Annotated in this window: 15 protein-coding genes; 5 read left to right on the top strand and 10 right to left on the bottom strand. The window is 73.4% G+C overall.

Annotated elements, in window-relative coordinates:
• Positions 1 to 68 precede the first annotated feature (68 nt).
• Entirely contained in the window at positions 69 to 1,295 is a 1,227-nt protein-coding gene (locus tag ACQ9ZG_RS03095) for an acyl-CoA dehydrogenase family protein (protein ID WP_018492557.1), read from the top strand.
• Between the two features lie 89 nt (positions 1,296 to 1,384).
• On the opposite strand, the gene ACQ9ZG_RS03090 is transcribed toward ACQ9ZG_RS03095, so the two are convergent.
• Entirely contained in the window at positions 1,385 to 1,873 is a 489-nt protein-coding gene (locus ACQ9ZG_RS03090) for a glutathione peroxidase (protein WP_018492556.1), read from the bottom strand.
• 58 nt (positions 1,874 to 1,931) lie between these two features.
• Entirely contained in the window at positions 1,932 to 2,456 is a 525-nt protein-coding gene (locus ACQ9ZG_RS03085; RefSeq protein ID WP_028418918.1) for a GNAT family N-acetyltransferase, read from the bottom strand.
• Between the two features lie 86 nt (positions 2,457 to 2,542).
• Here ACQ9ZG_RS03085 and ACQ9ZG_RS03080 point away from each other — a divergent pair, with 86 nt between their 5' ends.
• Entirely contained in the window at positions 2,543 to 2,779 is a 237-nt protein-coding gene (locus ACQ9ZG_RS03080) for a DUF6011 domain-containing protein (RefSeq protein WP_109915519.1), read from the top strand.
• A gap of 9 nt (positions 2,780 to 2,788) precedes the next feature.
• Here the strand turns inward: ACQ9ZG_RS03080 and ACQ9ZG_RS03075 are convergent, their stop codons facing one another.
• The 6 genes from ACQ9ZG_RS03075 to ACQ9ZG_RS03050 form a co-directional block, all read right to left on the bottom strand.
• Positions 2,789 to 6,205, bottom strand: a complete 3,417-nt coding sequence (locus ACQ9ZG_RS03075) for an SAV_2336 N-terminal domain-related protein (RefSeq protein ID WP_499279844.1) — start codon at positions 6,203 to 6,205, stop codon at positions 2,789 to 2,791.
• A gap of 2 nt (positions 6,206 to 6,207) precedes the next feature.
• Positions 6,208 to 7,158, bottom strand: coding sequence for an AAA family ATPase (locus ACQ9ZG_RS03070; protein ID WP_109914201.1), 951 nt, complete (start codon positions 7,156 to 7,158; stop codon positions 6,208 to 6,210).
• Complete coding sequence (locus tag ACQ9ZG_RS03065) at positions 7,155 to 9,326, bottom strand: VMAP-C domain-containing protein (RefSeq protein ID WP_499279842.1); 2,172 nt, start codon at positions 9,324 to 9,326, stop codon at positions 7,155 to 7,157. Before ACQ9ZG_RS03065 ends, ACQ9ZG_RS03070 begins: the two co-directional genes overlap by 4 nt.
• A 1-nt stretch (position 9,327) precedes the next feature.
• Positions 9,328 to 9,723, bottom strand: a complete 396-nt coding sequence (locus ACQ9ZG_RS03060; protein WP_109915680.1) for a CU044_2847 family protein — start codon at positions 9,721 to 9,723, stop codon at positions 9,328 to 9,330.
• Between the two features lie 82 nt (positions 9,724 to 9,805).
• On the bottom strand, positions 9,806 to 10,678 hold the full coding sequence (locus ACQ9ZG_RS03055; RefSeq protein ID WP_109915681.1) for an acyl-CoA thioesterase: 873 nt from the start codon (positions 10,676 to 10,678) through the stop codon (positions 9,806 to 9,808).
• Positions 10,679 to 10,710: 32 nt separating this feature from the next.
• Positions 10,711 to 13,284 (bottom strand): DEAD/DEAH box helicase, encoded by a 2,574-nt coding sequence (locus ACQ9ZG_RS03050; protein WP_181398263.1) that lies wholly within the window; start codon positions 13,282 to 13,284, stop codon positions 10,711 to 10,713.
• Between the two features lie 77 nt (positions 13,285 to 13,361).
• Between ACQ9ZG_RS03050 and ACQ9ZG_RS03045 the strand changes: the two genes are divergently transcribed.
• Both ACQ9ZG_RS03045 and ACQ9ZG_RS03040 read left to right on the top strand, forming a co-directional pair.
• Positions 13,362 to 14,153 carry a metal-dependent hydrolase gene (locus ACQ9ZG_RS03045; RefSeq protein WP_026238326.1) on the top strand — a complete coding sequence of 264 codons (792 nt, stop codon included), beginning with the start codon at positions 13,362 to 13,364 and terminating at the stop codon, positions 14,151 to 14,153.
• 164 nt (positions 14,154 to 14,317) lie between these two features.
• Positions 14,318 to 15,853 carry an ATP-dependent DNA ligase gene (locus ACQ9ZG_RS03040; RefSeq protein WP_499279839.1) on the top strand — a complete coding sequence of 512 codons (1,536 nt, stop codon included), beginning with the start codon at positions 14,318 to 14,320 and terminating at the stop codon, positions 15,851 to 15,853.
• Positions 15,854 to 15,893: 40 nt separating this feature from the next.
• Here the strand turns inward: ACQ9ZG_RS03040 and ACQ9ZG_RS03035 are convergent, their stop codons facing one another.
• Together ACQ9ZG_RS03035 and ACQ9ZG_RS03030 are read right to left on the bottom strand one after the other, a co-directional pair.
• Positions 15,894 to 17,255: an NAD(P)/FAD-dependent oxidoreductase gene (locus ACQ9ZG_RS03035; protein ID WP_109914086.1), complete on the bottom strand. Its 1,362-nt coding sequence runs from the start codon at positions 17,253 to 17,255 to the stop codon at positions 15,894 to 15,896.
• A 151-nt stretch (positions 17,256 to 17,406) separates the two neighbouring features.
• Complete coding sequence (locus ACQ9ZG_RS03030) at positions 17,407 to 18,429, bottom strand: phosphotransferase (RefSeq protein ID WP_499279838.1); 1,023 nt, start codon at positions 18,427 to 18,429, stop codon at positions 17,407 to 17,409.
• 195 nt (positions 18,430 to 18,624) lie between these two features.
• On the opposite strand from ACQ9ZG_RS03030, the gene ACQ9ZG_RS03025 reads away from it, so the two are divergent.
• Positions 18,625 to 19,281, top strand: coding sequence for a hypothetical protein (locus ACQ9ZG_RS03025; protein ID WP_499279837.1), 657 nt, complete (start codon positions 18,625 to 18,627; stop codon positions 19,279 to 19,281).
• Positions 19,282 to 19,309: the final 28 nt, after the last annotated feature.

Raw genomic sequence — 19,309 nt, 5'->3', positions numbered from 1 at the left:
CTGTCCGGTAACAGACTGCTGTTACCGCAAGTAACGCTTGGTTTTCACGGCAGTGCATGGAGGGGAACATGGCCGAGTTCACGCTCGATCTCAACGACGACCAGAAGCAGGTCCGTGACTGGCTGCACGGCTTCGCGGCGGACGTGATCCGCCCCGCGGCCTCGGAGTGGGACGAGCGTGAGGAGACGCCCTGGCCGGTCATCCAGGAGGCGGCCAAGGTCGGCATCTACTCCCTCGACTTCTACGCCCAGCAGTTCTTCGACCCTACGGGGCTCGGCATCCCCATGGCCATGGAAGAGCTGTTCTGGGGCGACGCGGGCATCGCCCTCTCCATCGTCGGTACGGGCCTGGCGGCCGTCGGCGTCCTCGCCAACGGCACCGAGGAGCAGATCGGCACCTGGATCCCGCAGATGTACGGCGACGCGAACGACGTGAAGGTCGCCGCCTTCTGCTCCTCCGAGCCCGACGCCGGCTCCGACGTCGCCTCCATGCGCACCCGCGCCGTGTACGACGAGGCCAAGGACGAGTGGGTGCTCAACGGCACCAAGACCTGGGCGACCAACGGCGGCATAGCCAACGTCCACGTGGTCGTCGCCGTCGTCGACCCCGGCCTCGGCTCCAAGGGCCACGCCTCCTTCATCGTGCCGCCCGCCACCCCCGGCCTCTCCCAGGGCCAGAAGTTCAAGAAGCACGGCATCCGCGCCTCGCACACCGCGGAGGTGGTCCTGGAGGACGTCCGCGTCCCCGGCCACTGCCTGCTCGGCGGCAAGGAGAAGCTCGACGAGCGCCTCGCCCGCGCCCGGGAGCGCGCCAAGGCGGGCGGCGAGCGCGTCAAGAACGCGGCGATGGCCACCTTCGAGGCCTCCCGCCCGGCCGTCGGCGCCATGGCCGTGGGCACCGCCCGCGCCGCCTACGAGGTCGCCCTCGACTACGCGAAGACGCGCAGCCAGTTCGGCCGCCCGATCATCGACAACCAGGGCATCGCCTTCCAGCTCGCCGACATGCGGACCCGCATCGACGCGGCCCGGCTGCTGGTCTGGCGCGCCTCCTGGATGGCCACCACCGGCAAGCCGTTCACCTCGGCCGAGGGCTCCATGTCCAAGCTGTACGCCAGCGAGACCGCCAAGAGCGTCACGGCCCAGGCGATCCAGATCCTGGGCGGCAACGGCTTCACCCGCGAGTACCCGGTCGAGCGGATGCACCGGGACGCGGCGATCTACACCATCTTCGAAGGCACCAGCGAGATCCAGCGCCTGGTGATCGCCCGCACACTGTCGGGCATGCCGATCCGCTAGCGGCCCGCCGGACAGGAGCCGGTCCGCCGGCCGACAGGCCGTGAAGGAAGGGGGCCGTCCAGGACGGCCCCCTTCCTTCACACCCGCACTCAGCCGGGCAGCTGCGCCTCGATCGCCGCCACGACCTCCGTCGACTCCGGCTCGCTGCGCGGGCGGATCCGGGCCACCGGCTCACCGGCCGGGGAGATCACGAACTTCTCGAAGTTCCACTGGACGTCCCCCGCCTCCCCGTCCGCGTCGGCCAGCTTCGTCAGCTCCGCGTACAGCGGGTGCCGGTCGGCCCCGTTGACGTCGACCTTCTCCAGCAGCGGGAAGGTCACCCCGTACGTCGTCGAGCAGAAGGTCTGGATCTCCTCCGCGCTCCCCGGCTCCTGCCCCGCGAACTGGTTGCAGGGCACGCCGAGCACGGTCAGCCCCCGGTCCCCGTACGTCTGCTGCAGCCGCTCCAGGCCCTCGTACTGCGGGGTGAGCCCGCACTTGGACGCCACGTTCACCAGCAGGACGGCCCGGCCGCTCCAGGCGCCCAGGGTGGTCGGTTCGCCGGTGAGGGTGCGCAGCGGAATGTCGTGCAGCGTCATGAAGCTCTCTCCCTGATCATCGCGTGTGGTGCTCATTGTGCCGCTCCCCGGCTGCCGCTCACGGCCCGGTGAGCTCCTTGTAGTAGAAGGTGGTCGGCTTGAGGCTGCCCGCCGGATCGGCCGCGTATCCCGGCACGGAGCCGACCTCCGTCCACCCCGCCTTGCAGTACACCTGCTCGGCCAGGCTGCCGCTCTCGGTGTCCAGGATCAGCAGCGTGATGCCCTCCCTCGCGGCGAACTCCTCCACCGCCGCCAGCAGCGCCCGCCCGAGCCCCTGTCCCCGCGCCGAGGGCCGCACCATCAGCTTGGCGACCTCCGCCCGGTGCCGGGCGTTCGGCAGCGGCGCCCGGACCAGGGCGATCGTCCCGGCGACCCGGCCCCCCTCGCGGGCGATCCAGATGGAGACCTCCCCGCTCTCCACGGCCGCCGCCCGCGCCCGCCACCAGACGGCCGCCGCCTCCCGTTCCAGCGGCGCCAGGAACCCCACCGAGGAGCCCTCCTCGACGGTCTCCATCAGCAGTTCGGCCATCTCATCGGCGTACGTGACCAGCTCGGGAGCGCTCACATGGACGATCTCGGTCATGGGGTACGGGGTCCTTTCGGGCGGAACAGTCACCGGGGGGCACCGGCCGGGGCCGCTACGGCCCCCGATGAGGAAGGATCTCCCCCGTGCAGTCTTCCGAACCCTTCCCCGAACCACTGCCCGCACTCGGCCGCGAGGAGCACCCCGGCGACGCCCCGTCCCGCCGGCTGATCCGCTGCCGCCTCTGCGGCCGCCCCCTCACCGGCGCCGACTCCCGCCGCACCGGCCTCGGCCCGTCCTGCGACGCCAAACTGCACCCGCCGCCCCCGGACATCCGCACCCGCCGCCACGAGGTGGAGCAGGACACGCTGCCGGGGACGTGAGCATCCGCGTCACTCAGCGTCCACCACGCGAGCGGCGAGCTCCAGGAAGGCCATGACCGTACGGGAGCGCATCCTTCTCACCTCAACCACACCCGCGCCCGAGAGATGCGGGTCGAAAGGGACGAGGACCGGCCCGCCCGCGGCGGGGAACTGCTTCCTCACCTGCGCCTCGGAGGCGCCCACCGCCCCCGTGCCGCTGAGCCGCGTGGCCACCACCACGGCATCGCCGCTCAGCGCTGGATACCCCAGGTCCTCCACGGCGTCCAGCGTCTCGCGTGCCGCGGTCAGCGAGCCGGTGTCGGTGGTGCAGCAGATGACCAGTCGATCCGTCTTGTCCAGCACGGTCCGCGCCGGTGGCCCGAGTCGGGGTGAGGCCCAGTCGGTCAGGACGACCGGGTAGTGGGGATCGGTGATCTCCAGCACCCGGCGGTACTCGTCCGGATACGCGGGACCGGCGCCGGTCCCGAAGGCACTGTGCGCCAGCACCTCCAGTCCCGAGGGCAGCGGGGTGGTGAAGGACCGCACCCGCTCGTACGGGGTGTTGAGCGGAAGCGTCGTCAGGCTGCGGACCGTGGCCCGATTCCGGCCGGTCAGCCGCGAGTACACCTGGCCGATATCCGGAGCCCCGTCGAGCGCCAGCACCGGTCGGCCGCGCACGGTGGCGATGACCGCGCCCAGCGCATGGGTCGTGGTGGACCGCCCGCACGACCGTTCCGCTCCGATCAGCGTGATCCGACGGCCGTACGCGAGAGGCCGGGACGTACGCTCGACCAGCAGCCGGTGCCTGCCTCGCCGCCGGACCGCCGTCAGACCGAGCGCTCGCCCACCGGGGTGGAGGTCCGGCGGCCCCGGCTCGACCAGTGGCCGACGCGGTGTGTCCGGCGGGCTCTCCGTGTCGGTGGCCGGGCCGTAGGGATCGGGCACGCGCTGCGAGACCATCGAGACGTACCGCGCCAGCACGCCGGCCGTCTCACTGGCGGAAGGCCGCCGGGCCGGGTCGGTTTCCAGGCAGTGCACCACCTGGTCGCGCAGCGGCTGCCAGGAATCGCCCTGCCAGAGCTGCATCCCCTGCGAGCTGTGCAGTACCGGCGTCCGCTTGGTGCTGATCAGCCGCAGCAGCTCGCCCAGCTCCCGGACGCTGCCTGCCTCCGTCGGCGCAGGGCCCCCTCCGGCGTACTCACCGTCCACGGCGCAGTCCGAGAGCCCGGCCAGCGACACCGAACGGCCGGTGACGAGGACCCGGTCGGCGGTCAGCCGGGAGGGTACGAGCCCGTGCAGATGGCAGAGGCTGAGGGCATCGGCCAGCTGCCAGCCCAGCGTCAGGCTGCCCAGGAGGTCCAGGGCCGACTGGCGGCCCGGCGGCACCTCCTGGAGCAGGTCCCGCAACAACGGCGCCCGTGCCTGGTCGGTGCCGGACGTCACCAGCTGCACCGCGATCCAGGCGGGCCGGTCGTCGAGCCCGGTGGCCAGCAGAGCGGGGGAATAACGGCCGTTCAGCCGGCGCAGCGCCTCCGCCTCCGTCGCCAGGAGCTGCGCCGAGCCCGTCGGCAGGTCCGGCCGGGCCACCCGCACGGCCGCGTTCCCCCCATGGGTGTCCCGGCCGAGATAGACGACCGTACGCCGCCCCGCCCGCCGGCCCAGCAACCGGTAGGGGCCCAGCCGTTCGGGATCGGAGTCCAGCAGCCGATCCCAGCCTCCGGGCTCTGGCGGCTCCGGCTCCTCCGCGAGACCCGCGGACCCCTCCGCCCGGCGTGGCAGGGTCACCCCGAACCGGGCCAGCAGCCGCTGCTCCACGACCGTGAACGAGCGGAAGGCGGCGGGGAGCCGCTCCGTGCCGCCGGGGTGCGCCAGCCAGGCCGGGAAGTCCGGCGAACGGCCCGCGAGCCGCTCCAGCGAACGTCCGATGTCCCGGCTGGTGCGCAGCAGTTCCGCGCGCGGCACGGTGTCCAGCAAGGCCCCCCGTACCTCCTCGTCGAAGTCGAAGATCCGGTGCTGGGCGGGCAGTGGTCCCGGCACCGGTGCCTCCACCTGCCGGAGCAGCCCGCCGAGGAACACCTCGGCCAGGTCCCCCGTTCCGGCCCGCCACGGGACGGCCGACCGCACCAGGCGCATCACCGGCACGGAGACCGGTGAGACGGCGGCCAGATGGGCGGCGAGGCGGTACGCCCCGGGGGTCGCCGCGTCCCGGAACGACTGCACCTCGCCCGCCGCACCCGGCGGGCCGACCGCCGCCTCGAGGCTGGGCCGTGCCAGCAGGGGCAGCTCCACCGTCGTCCCCGGTGAGGTCAGCAGCCGGGCCCAGTCCCGGGCGGCCGCCGGAGAGGGCTCCAGCACCGGGACGGGGACGCCGGAGAAGTCCGCGAGGCCGGTGGGCAGCACGGAGTCGGTGATCTCCCACGCGGTACCAGCACCGCCGGGCCGGTGCGTGGTCGCCTGCCAGCGCTCCGCCTGGATGCCCGACCCCTCCCAGAGGTGCGGGGGCAGTGCGTGGACGAGGGCCACCGGACCGGCCTGCGCCCAGCCCTGAAGCACGTCGTGCGCGGAACCCTGGCGCCAGGCGGCCCCCATCCCGTCGCTGACCACCATGATCAGGGTCTGGCCCGAGGGGTCGGTGACAACCGTCGCCGGCATCCGGCCGCTGCTGGGGTCGAAGGGGCGGCCGGTCAGCACCGGAGGGTTGGACGCCCGGGTGTCCAGGCCGAAGAAGCGGACGGAGCGGAACGCGCCGAGCCGCTGCATCATCGTCCGCAGATCTCCCGCCAACCGGTGCCACAACAGCATCGAGAGGCCGTCGTCGACCACGAGCACCAGATCGAGCCAGCGCTCGCGGGCCGGCCGCGTCACGACGTCGGGCAGCCCGGTCTCCGCCACCATGGCGGCGGTCGCCGCCTCGTCCAGCTGCCGCCGCCACCGGCTCGGCCGCTTCTGCTTCAGTGGGCGCAGCGCGCGGCCGAGCGCCAGCTCGTCGGCCAGACCCTTGAACTCCGGTACGCGCAACGGCAAGGCGGACCGGTCGTCGGAGCGGGGCCCGACCGTGGGGAAGCGGGACGGTGGCGGCTGGGGGCGGGCCGATGCGGGCGGCGGCGCGGCGAACAGCTCGGGTGCGTCCAGGTCCGGCCGGTCGGCCTCGGCGGTCGGCCTCGGCGGTTCGGCCGGGGTGCCGGAAGCATCCGACGCGCCGCCCGTGACGGGCCCGCGGGCGACGGCCTCGTCCCCGGCCGGAGCGGAACCGGCCCGCACAGCCGCCCTGATCCGGGCCAGCGGCAGCTCCGGGCCGGGGGGCAGCCGCCCGGCCAGCCACAGCACGTCGAGGACCTGCTGCGGGTCGAGCTCGTGCCCGGTGCCCCGTAACACCCGCAGCACGGAAGCCAGCGCGTCGTCCGCCTCCTCCCTCGCGGTCCCGTCAGCAGCCCCCTCCCCGGACATCGTCAGACGGTCCCCGACAGCTGGTGCAGTACCGCGTCCAGCAACCCCTCGGCGTCCAGGTCCACGCCGCTGCCGCGCAGGAACACGGCGTTGAGCAACTGGTCGGTGGCGAGCTCACCCGGGGCCCGACGCCGCAGGAACGCCTGGAGCAGATCATCGGTCTCCCGCAGCGCCTCCGCGCCGAGATGCGCGGCGACGATGGCCCGCAGCTGCTCCTCGTCCGGCACCAGCAGATCCAGCCGGACGCAGCGCCGCAGGAAGGCCGCAGGGAAGTCCCGCTCACCGTTGCTGGTGATGATGACCACCGGGAACTCCGTGCAGTGCACCCAGCCGCCCTCCACCGTCGCGGTCCCCTCCCCGTCGGCCGTCAGCACCTCCACGCTCCCTTGGTCCTCGGGCAGCCGGACCAGCTCCGGTATGTCGAAGAAGCCCTCCTCGAACACGGTCAGCAGGTCATTGGGGAGGTCCACATCGCCCTTGTCCATCTCGTCCACGAGCAGGACGCGTGGCGAGGAACCCGGCACCAGCGCCGTGCCGAGCGGGCCGAGTCGGATGAAGCCGCCGATGGAGGGCTCCGCCTCGCCCTGGTCCCTGCTCCGCGTGGTCTCCCGCAGCCGCCCGATCGCGTCGTACTGGTAGAGCGCGTCCTGCACGTTGGAGCGGCTGTTGACGGGCCACCGCAGCACCGTCCCCAGGCTCAGCTCATGGGCGACCGCCCGCGCCAGGGACGACTTGCCCGTCCCGGCCGGGCCGGTCACCAGCAACGGACGCCGCAGATGCAGGGCGGCGTTGACCACGTCGGCGTGCTCGGGGGAGATGAGATACGGCAGTGGCCCGCGCGCCCGCTCCGGCGTGGAGAACCGGCGCCACGGTGGCGCTTCGGGAATCGCCACCCGGCGTCGGACGCCGTCACCCCGGAAGATCCGCCAGTCCCCGGCCGTCGGTGTGTTCATCGGGTCTCCTGTGGTTCGGACAGCTGGAGCTGCGGTACGGTCCGGTCGGCGTCGGCCCAGGCCAGCACCGGGCGGCCGGGGAACTGCTCGGGACCGTGCACGGACTTGGCCCGGTAGGACCGCACGCCCTCGGGGAGCCGCCGGGTCTCCACCCGGGAGATGTGCTCGACGGCGGCGGACCCGCCGCTCCCACTCCGGTCCCACACCACGACCGGCACCCCCATGGCCAGACACACCTGAACGATCTCGTCACGCGGGCGAGCGGGAACGTCGACGGACACCCGGACCGCGTCGAGCCGGTCCATCAAGGTGGCGTAGACCTCGCGGGGTCGGGCCGCCGCGTCGTCGAACCGCAGCGCCGTGCCTGTGTCCAGCTGACGCCAGCGGCGCCGCCAGTCAAGAAGGAAACGCTTGTTGCGGCGGAGGAGTTCCGGGCAGTTGACGACCACCGGGTACTCGGCCCCCAGGACCCCGGGCACCACACCGTCCGGCTCGAACCACTCCCACTCGTCGATGGGCAGATCGAGCCCGGCCCGGTCGACGAGGACCTCGACCAGCGGCCGCCGCCCCTCGTGCTCGTCGCGGTGCAAGGATTCGAGGACCCGCAGCAGTTCGCCCGCCGCCTCCGTCCCCGAGTAGGTCGCCGCGCCGTCCGACGGCACCTGCCGGGGCCCCGCCCCCTCGTCGCACCAGACGCGCAGCCGGAACCGGTCCCCGTTGGCCCGCACGACATGGGCCAGCAGCCGGGCGGACCCGCCCGTCGCGGCGGTCGCCGCCGCCCACTCCACGGCGTCCGAGCGCCGCTCGCCCAGCGCGGACCTCGATATCCCCAGCCGGGCGGCCACGCCGTCGTTCCACAGCCGCAGTTCGGCGCGGTGCGCGGACGACCCGAGCACCGCGACGAACTCCACCACTCGCAGCAGCGCCGGCACCCGCACGTCCTTGTCGTCGGCGCTGTTGCGGCTGTCCCCCTGAAGGCGTTCCAAGGCGTCCAACAGGGCATCGGTGCCCGCCGGCCCTGGGCCCACCGGCAGCGGCGCGGCCAGCGGCAGCGCGGCGCGGACCATCTCCGGCAGCCGGGCCGGCACCTGCTCCGGCAACGCGTCCAGCAGCGTGTGCAGCTTGCGGTGCTCCCGGGGCGAGAGGAGGCGGTACGTGGGGGAGAACTGCCCGACCGCGAGCAGACCCTTGACGGCGCCCCGGTCCTGCCGCAGCACCTCGGTGAGCGCGGCGATCGCGCGCTCCTCGCCCACCAGCAGCCGCGCGAACTCTCCTGGAGTCGGTGCCGAACCGTCCCGCGGGGCGTAGAGGCCGAACCGCTCCGCCAGCGCACGGCCCGCGTCTGTCCGCAGCTCTGGGGAGGGCAGGGCCCTCTCGATCACCTCCGCCAGCGCCTCCACCAACGGATCGTCCTCCGGCGCCGGCCGCACCGGATCGAAGAGTTCGCCTGCCCCGGCCGCCCGCAGCTCGTCCTCCACACGCTGCCATGGGATGCACCAGCTCCGCCGCGCGATGTGCTGGGTGCTGTAGGCGTACGGGCGGCCGGTGGCGGGGTCCGCGGGCGGCATGATGTGGGCCGCGACGATCCCCACGACGGCGCGCTCCGCACCCCACCAGACCGGCCCCCCGCTGTAGGCGGGGCCGATCGGCATACCCATCGGCTCACCGTCCACGTACCCGATCACATCGTCACACGTCTTCACCCGGACATCGGCGAACGAACTGCGCAGGTTGGTGGCGTGCCACGCGCGCAGCGACTGGCCCTCCGCCATCGGCCTCCGCTTCGGCACCACCACCCGCTCGGACCTCGGCATCTCCAGCTGCAGCACCGCGAGGTCTCCGAGCCACTCCTGGTCCGCCTCCTCGCGGACCGGGCTTAGCCCGTCGAGCCGCCGGGGCGGCACCCAGTGGGTCACCCGGCTCGCGTACCTGCGGGTACTGGTGGCCCCCTGCACCACGACCATGACCGTGCCCCGGGGCGGCGGCCCGGCGGCGAACATGTCCCGGCCCAGCGCGTCGTTGACCACATGGGCGCAGGTCAGCAGGTGCCCGGCGGCCAGCATCAGCCCGGCGCCCGCCGTCTTCCTGTCGTCGGCGCGCAGCAGGGAGACCACGAAACGCTGCGGATCGGCCGAGTCGGACGGGCCGGGCGCGGTGAACCAGTCCACGTCAGCCCGTCGGCCCGGTCGGCTGCCAGGTCGCGGAGACGGTGAGGTGGGCCTGGCCGGCGCCGGTCACGACGCCGAGCTTCAGATCGCCGCCCACCTGGATACCGAAGGTCACGTTGATCTCCTGCGGCGGCCGGTCCGCGGACAGGACGGCGTCATGGACCTCCTGGATCAGCGGCCCGAGCGGCTGGAGCGCGGTGCGCAGCGCACCCGCTGCCAGGACGGCCACGCCCCGGCGCCCCCGGGCCACCGGGACACTGCGTCCCATGCCCTCGGGAAGATCGTCCACCGGCTCCCCGGGCTCCTCCGACGGGTCCGGCCGGGACGCCTCCGGGGCGGTCAGCTCGAAGCGGACCGCCGTACCGTCGGCCAGGAACAGCTCTGCGTAGTTCGACACCCCAACAGTGTGCCGGTCCATCATCCGCCGGTCAGCGGATACGCCCAACTCCACCGGTGAAATAGGGCGTTGCGGAACGGAACTATCCGTTCAGCTGCCGGAACAGCCCCTCCTGCACCACCGACACGAGCAGCTGCCCCGACCGGTCGTAGATCCGGCCCCGGGCCAGACCCCGCCCGCCCGTCGCGATCGGGGACTCCTGGTCGTACAGGAACCACTCGTCCGCCCGGAACGGCCGGTGGAACCACATCGCGTGGTCCAGGGAGGCCATGTCGAAGCCGCGCGGGCCCCACAGCGGCTCCACCGGGATGCGGACGGCGTCCAGGAGCGTCATGTCGCTCGCGTACGTCAGCGCGCAGGTGTGCACCAGGGGGTCGTCGCCCAGCGGGCCGACCGCGCGCATCCACACCGCGCTGCGCGGGTCGGCGTCCTTGATCTCCTCCCGCGTCCAGCGCAGCCGGTCGACGTACCGGATGTCGAAGGGCTGGCGGCGGGCCATCCGCTCCAGAGCGTCCGGCAGCCCGCCCAGGTGCTCGCGCACCTCGTCGGCGACCGTCGGCAGCTCCTCCGGGTCCGGGACGATCCGGGCGGGCGGCAGCTGGTGCTCGAAGCCCGCCTCCTCGGGGCGGTGGAAGGAGGCCGTCAGGTTGAAGATCGTCCGGCCCTCCTGGACGGCCGTCACCCGGCGGGTGGTGAAGGAGCGGCCGTCGCGCACCCGCTCCACCTGGTAGACGATCGGCACCCCGGGGCGCCCCGGGCGCAGGAAATAGGCGTGCAGCGAGTGCACCGGGCGCTCCCCGTCGGTGGTGCGCCCCGCCGCAACCAGGGCCTGGCCCGCGACCTGCCCGCCGAAGACCCGTTGCAGGGACTCCTCGGGGCTGCGGCCGCGGAAGATGTCGACCTCGATCCGCTCCAGGTCGAGAAGGTCCACCAGGCGCTCGGCCGGATTCGTCATGCGCTGCCTCTCCATGTGCCGTTGGGGGTGTCCTACAGCTGGCCGGCCTTCGTCACCCGGACGACCGCCCGGCCCTCCTCGTCGGACGCCGCCAGGTCCACCTCGGCCTGGATGCCCCAGTCGTGGTCGCCCGCCGGGTCCGCGAACGCCTGCCAGACCCGCCACAGCCCGTGTGCCGGGTCCTCCTCGATCTTCAGCAGCTTCGGGCCGCGCGCGTCCGGACCGGTGCCGATCTCCTCGTGCGCGTCCCAGTACGCGTCCAGGGCCTCGCCCCACGCGTCCTCGTCCCACCCGGAGTCGCCGTCCAGCTCGCCCAGGTCCCGTACCCGGTCCAGCGCGGCCAGCTCGACGCGCCGGAACATCGCGTTGCGCACCAGCACCCGGAAGGCGCGCGGGTTGGCCGTGACCGGCTTGACCTCGTCCGCCTTCTCCTGGGCCTCCTCGGCGGTCTCCACCTCCGGGTTGGCCAGCTGCTCCCACTCGTCCAGCAGACTGGAGTCCACCTGGCGGACCATCTCGCCCAGCCAGGCGATCAGGTCCTCCAGGTCCTCCGACTTCAGGTCGTCCGGGATCGTGTGCTCCAGAGCCTTGTAGGCGCTCGCCAGATACCGCAGCACGATGCCCTCGGTCCGGGCCAGCTCGTAGTGCGAGGTGAACTCGGTGAAGGTCATGGCCCGTTCGAACATGTCCCGGATCACCGACTTCGGCGAGACCGGGTGGTCGCTCACCCACGGGTGGCTCCGGCGGTACACGTCGTAGGCGTGCCACAGCAGCTCGCTCAGCGGCTTGGGGTACGTGACCTCCTGGAGCCGCTCCATCCGCTCCTCGTACTCCACCCCGTCGGCCTTCATCTGCCCCACGGCCTCGCCGCGCGCCTTGTTCTGCTGGGCCGCCAGGATCTGCCGCGGATCGTCGAGCGTCGACTCGACGACCGAGACCATGTCCAGGGCGTACGACGGCGATTCGGGGTCCAGCAGGTCGAAGGCGGCCAGCGCGAACGTCGACAGCGGCTGGTTCAGCGCGAAGTCCTGCTGGAGATCGACCGTGAGCCGGACGATCCGGCCCTCCGCGTCCGGGGTCTCCAACTGCTCCACCACCCCGCCGTCCAGCAGCGAACGGTAGATCGCGATGGCCCGGCGGATGTGCCGCAGCTGCGCCCGGCGCGGCTCGTGGTTGTCCTCCAGCAGGCTCCGCATCGCCTCGAAGGCGTTCCCCGGGCGCGCGATCACCGCGAGGAGCATCGTGTGCGTTACCCGGAAACGCGAGGTCAGCGGCTCCGGCTCGGACTGGATCAGCTTGTCGAACGTCGACTCCGACCAGGCCACGAACCCCTCGGGGGCCTTCTTGCGGACCACCTTGCGCTTCTTCTTCGGGTCGTCGCCCGCCTTCTTGACGGCCTTCTCGTTCTCGATGACGTGCTCGGGGGCCTGCGCCACCACGAACCCGGCCGTGTCGAACCCGGCCCGCCCGGCGCGGCCCGCGATCTGGTGGAACTCCCGCGCCCGCAGGGTCCGCACCCGGGTGCCGTCGTACTTGGTGAGCGCCGTGAACAGCACCGTACGGATGGGGACGTTGACGCCGACGCCCAGGGTGTCCGTACCGCAGATCACCTTCAGCAGCCCCGCCTGGGCCAGCTTCTCCACCAGGCGGCGGTACTTGGGCAGCATCCCCGCGTGGTGCACCCCGATGCCGTGGCGGACGTAACGGGAGAGGTTCTGGCCGAACTTGGTGGTGAAGCGGAAGTTGCCGATCAGATCGGCGATCTTCTCCTTCTCCTCCTTCGTGCACATGTTGATGCTCATCAGCGACTGCGCCCGCTCGACGGCCGCCGCCTGCGTGAAGTGCACGATGTAGACCGGCGACTGCCGGGTGTCCAGCAGCTCGGTCAGCGTCTCGGTGATCGGCGTGAAGCGGTACTCGTAGCTCAGCGGCACCGGGCGGGTCGCGGAGCGCACCACGGAGGTGGGGCGGCCGGTGCGGCGGGTCAGGTCCTTCTCGAACATCGAGACGTCACCGAGCGTCGCCGACATCAGGACGAACTGGGCCTGCGGCAGTTCCAGCAGCGGGATCTGCCACGCCCAGCCCCGGTCCGGCTCGGCGTAGAAGTGGAACTCGTCCATCACGACCTGGCCGATGTCGGCGTACTTCCCGTCGCGCAGCGCGATGGAGGCCAGCACCTCGGCCGTGCAGCAGATCACCGGGGCGTCCGCGTTGACCGAGGCGTCACCGGTCAGCATCCCGACGTTCTCGGTGCCGAAGAGCTTGCACAGGTCGAAGAACTTCTCCGAGACCAGCGCCTTGATCGGCGCGGTGTAGAAGGTCACCTTGTCCTGGGCCAGCGCGGTGAAGTGCGCCCCCGCCGCCACCAGGCTCTTGCCCGAGCCGGTCGGGGTGGACAGGATCACGTTCGCCCCGGAGACCACCTCGATCAGCGCCTCCTCCTGAGCCGGGTACATCGTGATGCCCTGGCTCTCGGTCCATGACGAGAAGGCCTCGAAAAGGGCGTCCGGGTCGGCGGTCTGCGGCAGCTGGTCGATGAGGGTCACGCCCCCATCTTGCCTGTCTTCGGACCGGATGAGGGAACCGGCGGGCACCACCAAGATCATGGGCGATACGCTGCGCACTCAACCAGCCCGCGCCGCACCGGTGATGGGCCCATGCCGAACTGGGGGCGGAAGCGACCATGATGGGACCGGCACACTCTCTGTCAGGGGCAGCCGCCTGGCTGGGGGTGGGCGCGGCGGCCGCCGCCACGGGCCACACCATGCCGTGGCCCGTCCTGGTCGTCGGGGCGCTGATCAGCGCGGGAGCCGCCCTCGCCCCCGACCTCGACCACAAGGCCGCGACCATCTCACGGGCCTTCGGTCCCATCTCCAAGACACTCTGCGAGATCACCGACAAGATCTCCTACGGCGTCTACAAGGCCACCAAGAGCAAGGCCGACCCCCGCCGCACCGGCGGCCACCGCACCCTCACGCACACCTGGTTCTTCGCCGCCCTGATGGGCGCCGGCTGCTCCTTCGCCGCCGTCACCGGCGGACGCTGGGCGGTCCTCGCGATCCTCTTCGTCCACCTGGTGCTGGCCGTCGAGGGACTGCTCTGGAGGGCCGCCCGGGTCTCCAGCGACATCCTGGTCTGGCTGCTCGGCGCCACCAGCGCCTGGATCCTCGCGGGCGTCCTGGACCAGCCCGGCCACGGGGCGAACTGGCTCTTCGACGCCCCCGGACAGGAGTACATGTGGCTCGGGCTGCCCATCGTGCTGGGCGCCCTGGTCCACGACATCGGGGACGCGCTGACGGTCTCCGGCTGCCCGATCCTGTGGCCGCTCCCGATCGCCGGCAAGCGCTGGTACCCGCTCGGCCCGCCGAAGTTCATGCGGTTCCGGGCCGGCAGCTGGGTGGAGATGAAGGTCCTGATGCCCGCGTTCATGGTGCTCGGGGGCGTGGGGGCGGCGGCCGCCCTCAACTTCATATGACGCGCCGGCCGTGTCACGCGCGGGCGGTACGCCCCGCGCCTCCCCGGCGGGCGGTGAGTCCTGCGCCTCCCCGGCGGGCGGCCCGTCCCGTGGTTCCTCGGCGGGCTGTGGGCCCCGTGCCTCTTCGGCGGGCGGTCCGTCCCCGCCCGTAGCACCATGGCCGCATGCTGCTCGCCGAGCTCGCCCAGGTCTCCCTGGAGGTCGCCGCCACCTCCGCCCGGTCCAAGAAGGTGGCGCTCCTCGCCGCGCTCTTCCGGGACGCCGGACCCGAGGACGTCCCCGTCGTCATCCCGTACCTCGCCGGACGGCTGCCCCAGGGCCGGATCGGCGTCGGCTGGCGCTCCCTCGGCGACCCCGTCGAACCCGCCGCCGAGCCCACGCTCACCGTCACCGGGGTCGACGCCGAGCTGACCGCCCTGGCCGCGATCTCCGGCACCGGCTCCCAGGCCCGGCGGCGCGAGCGGCTGCGGGCCCTGTTCGCCGCCGCCACCGCCGACGAGCAGCACTTCCTGAAGGCCCTGCTCACCGGGGAGGTCCGCCAGGGCGCCCTGGACGCCGTCGCCGCCGACGCGCTGGCCAGGGCCGCCGAGGCCCCGCCCGCCGATGTCCGCCGGGCCGTGATGCTCGCCGGATCGCTCCCGGAGGTGGCCCGGCCCCTCCTGGCGGAAGGACCCGGCGCGCTCGCCGCCTTCCGGCTCACCGTGGGGCGGCCCGTCCAGCCGATGCTGGCCCACACCGCCGCCTCGGTCACCGAGGCCGTCGACAGGCTCGGCCCCTGCGCGGTGGAGGAGAAGCTCGACGGCATCCGGGTCCAGGTCCACCGGGACGGCGACCGGGTCCGCGCCTACACCCGGACCCTGGACGACATCACCGACCGGCTGCCCGAACTCGTCACCGCCGTGGCCGCGCTGGACGCCGGGCGGTTCATCCTGGACGGCGAGGTGATCGCCCTGGGCGAGGACGGCAGGCCGCGCCCCTTCCAGGAGACCGCCTCCCGGGTGGGCTCGCGCCGGGACGTGGCCGCCGCTGCCGCCGGCGTACCGGTCGTGCCCGTCTTCTTCGACGCCCTCTCCGCCGACGGCGTCGACCTGCTCGACCTGCCCTTCGCCGAGCGCCACGCGGCCCTGGCCCGGCTGGTCCCCGAGCCCCTGCGGGTCCGGCGCACGCTCGTCCCCGACCCGGCGGACGCGGCGGCGCGCCGGGCCGCCGAGACGTTCCTCGCCGAGACCCTGGAGCGCGGCCACGAGGGCGTCGTCGTCAAGGACCTGGCCGCCGCCTACAGCGCGGGCCGCAGAGGCGCCTCCTGGCTGAAGGTCAAGCCGGTGCACACCCTGGACCTGGTGGTGCTGGCCGCCGAATGGGGGAGCGGGCGGCGCACGGGCAGGCTCTCCAACCTCCACCTGGGCGCCCGCCGCCCCGACGGCACCTTCGCGATGCTCGGCAAGACGTTCAAGGGGCTCACCGACGCCCTGCTGGAGTGGCAGACCGAGAAGCTGCGGGAGCTGGCGACCAGCGAGGACGGACACGTCGTGACCGTACGCCCGGAACTCGTCGTGGAGATCGCCTACGACGGGCTCCAGCGCTCCACCCGCTACCCGGCCGGTGTCACCCTCCGCTTCGCCCGCGTCCTGCGCTACCGCGAGGACAAGACGGCCCTGGAGGCCGACACGGTGGAGACGGTCCTCGCACGACAGCGCTGAGCCGCGCCCCGGGGGACGGGGCGCGGCTCGGAGCCGGTGCTCAGTGCTTGATCGTCGCCGACGCCGTGTGCTCCTTGATCTGCTCGGGCGTCAGATAGGCGTCCGTGTACTCGAAGTCCCGCAGCGTCGCCGGTTTGCGCGACTGGAACCCGGTCCGTACGAAGTCGTCCCCGGCGACCGCGTTGAGCAGCCAGTTCGTCATCACCCGGGTCTTCGCCACGTTCGTCCGCAGCGCCGACCAGTGGTAGCCGCGCGCCACCGCCTGCGCGGGCAGCCCGTGCAGCTCGACGCCGAGCGGCTTGGAGACCGCGTCCTTGCCGCCGAGGTCCACGACGAGCCCCAGGTCCTTGTGGACGTAGTCCCTGAGCGGCTGACGGCGCAGCGAGGCGATCAGGTTGTCCGCCATCACCTTGCCCTGGCGCATGGCGTGCTGGGCGGTCGGCGGGCAGACCGCCCCGTCGCCCTTCGCCAGGTCGGGCACCGCCGCCGCGTCCCCGAGCGCGAACACCCCGTCCGCCCCCGGCAGCCGCATCTGCGGGGTCACGGCCAGCCGGCCGCGTACGGTCTCCGCGCCCAGCGTGGTGATCAGCGGACTGGCGGCCACCCCGGCGGTCCAGATCAGCGTCCGGCAGGGCAGCACCCGGCCGTCGGTGAACGTGACCTCCTCGGCGGCGGCCTTCGCGATCGAGACGCCGAGCGACACCTCGATGTTCCGCCTGCGCAGCACGTCCAGGGCGGCGCGCCCCAGCCGGTCGCCCAGCTCCGGCATGAGCTTGGGTGCGATGTCGATCAGATGCCACTTGATCAGCTTCGGGTCCAGCCGCGGGTAGTGCCGGATCGCGTTGGTGGTCAGGCGCTGGAGGCAGGCGGCCGTCTCCGTGCCCGCGTAGCCACCGCCGACCACGACGAACTGGAGCCGGGAGGCCCGCTCCGCATCGTCCTGGCTGGCATCGGCCAGATCGAGCTGGGCGATGACGTGGTCGCGTACGTACGCCGCCTCGGCCAACGTCTTCATCCCGCGCGCGTGGTCCAGCAGCCCGGGGATGTCGAAGGTCCGGGTCACACTGCCGGCCGCCAGCACGATGTAGTCGTAGCGCTCGGTCACGATCTCGTCCGTGATCTTCCGGATGACACAGACCTTGGCCTTGGTGTCCACGCCGATCGCGCCGCCGGGGATGATCCGGGTGCGGTGGCGGCGGCTGCGGCGCAGCGAGACCGCCACCGACTGGGGGGTGAGCACGCCGGAGGCCACCTGGGGCAGCAGCGGCAGGTAGAGCTGGTACGAGAACGGTGTGACGAGCGCGATCTCGGCCTCGCCCGGAGCGAGCCTGCGCTCCAGCCGTTGTACACATTCGACACCTGCGAAGCCGGCGCCGACGACGAGAATCCTGGGTGGTGCCACGGTCTGCGTCCCTTCTCGGGCTTGCGTGGTTCTGCGCTCGCCTGCCCCGTATACCGGCCGATGCACTCCTCATCCTCACCGGATGCACCCCGCCGCGCCTCCTGGCGGGGGTGAACGGGCCGCCGCACGGTGGACCTGCGGCGGCCCGGGATCACAGCGGCGGCGGGGTGCGCAGCTCGCGCAGCCAGTGGGCCGCCTCGGCGCCTCCGGGGGCGGCCGGGGTGCCGGGGGCGGGGAACATCCGCCCCCAGGAGGCGGCCCGGCCCAGCGCCGCCAGCCGCCACGCCGGGCCCACCGCCCTCCGCAGCTCACCCGCCGTCACCCCGTCGCCCGTCCACGGCTCCAGATAGGCGTCCCGCAGCCGGGGCAGGGCCGCGGGGCCGAACCGGTCCTCGGCCGACCGCACCGGGACCAGCAGACTGGAGAACGGGTGGCCGACCAGGGCGTCGCCCCAGTCGAAGAAGGTGAACCGGCCGGGGGCGGGCCGGAAGAGCTGGCCGTCGTGGAGATCGGCGTGGTCCAGCGAGGCGGCCACGCCCGCCGAGGCCAGCTCCTCGCACCATTCCACCAGCCGGGGCCGCAGCGCCCCCAGCGCCGCCCGCTCCTCCCCGGTCAGGGCCCGGTTCTCCGCCACCAGCGTGTCGAAGAGGCCCGGCAGTTCGTCCGGGCGGGCGCTCGGCACCCCGAGACCCGCCACCTTCTCCGCACAAGGGACGAGCGCCCGCTGCATCTCCGCGTAGCTCCGCAGGGCGTCCTCCCAGTCCGCGAGCGTGCCCGCGCCCTCGTCCAGCACCCGCCGCAACAGCGGCCCGCCGTCCGGCAGCAGGCACCAGCCGCGCTCCGCCTCGACGGCGAGCGGCGCCAGGACATGGTCCGGCACCCAGTCCGCCAGGGCGGCCGTGAGGGACGCCTCGAAGGCGGCGGCCGGAGGCACGGCCTTGAACCACACCGGCCGGTCACCGGGGCCACCGGAGACGGAGCACCGCACGAGCACCGACCAGGGGCGCAGCCGCACCTCCCGGCGGCCGCACTCGCGCAGCCCGTGGTCCGCCAGCCGCCCCGTCACCCACTCCAGGGCCTCCGCCCGGAGATCCGGCTCGTCCCAGGGGGTGCGGGCTTCGGGGAAGCGCCCGCGGTCCAGGATCTCGGCCGTGCCGTCGTCATCTCTGTACATCGGACGATTCGACCATCCGGCCGATCGGCCCCGCATCCCTATTCGGACCGCCGCCCGGCCGGCGGACCCGCGACCCGTCGGAGGGCGGGGGAGGTGCGGCGAGTACGCTGCCGGTGCGTGCGCGGCCGTGCGGCGCGGGCCGACCCCGGTCCTCCTCTCTCCTGCCGTCACCCGCTCTCCCCGAAAGCCCCTGGTATGCCGTCGCTCCGCCCGCCCGGCCCCGCCTTCCCGGCGGCCGGGTTCGTGCGCGGGGTGCGGGCGGGGGCGCTCGCGGTGCTGTGCGTGTCGCTGCCGCTCGCCGCCCATCTGCTCGCCCGCTGCGAGGCCCCCGCGTGGGTGCTCGCCGGGACGGCCGGGGCGGTCGCGGGCCCGGCGGCCGTGGTGCTGACCCGGCGGCGGCTGTCGGACACCCAGGTCGTGGGGGTCCTCGCCGTCTCCCAGCTCGCCTACCACCTCGTGTACGCGCTGCCCGGCGTCTGCCGTGCGGTGGGCGCGGGCGGGGTGCCGCTCTGGGCCGGGCACGGCGCGACCGCCCATGTCCCCTCGGGCGTGCTGCTCTCCGGGCAGTTGGCCGCCCTGCTCGTCGCGGCCCGCGCCCTGGGCCTGACGGAACTCCTGCTCGGGCGGGGCCGGCCCCTGCTGGCGGCGGTCGGCCGCCTCCTCACCCTCGTACGGCCCGTGGCCCGCGACCCCGGCGTCCCGTGGCCGCACGGCAGGGCCCGGGGGCGCGCCCGGCGCCCGAAGTCGGCCGTCCTCGCGCGGCTGCGGTCGGGGCGGGCCCCTCCGACCACCGTCCTCGCGCCGCCCCTGTGCACCGGACCGACTCCGGCCGGCGGCCTCTGCCTGCCCTGACGGGTCCCACGGGGCCCGTCCTGCCCCG

The organism is Streptomyces araujoniae (genome assembly GCF_050871195.1).
GTDB classification, from domain to species: Bacteria; Actinomycetota; Actinomycetes; order Streptomycetales; family Streptomycetaceae; genus Streptomyces; species Streptomyces bacillaris.
This window is presented reverse-complemented; position numbering and strand designations above follow the sequence as displayed.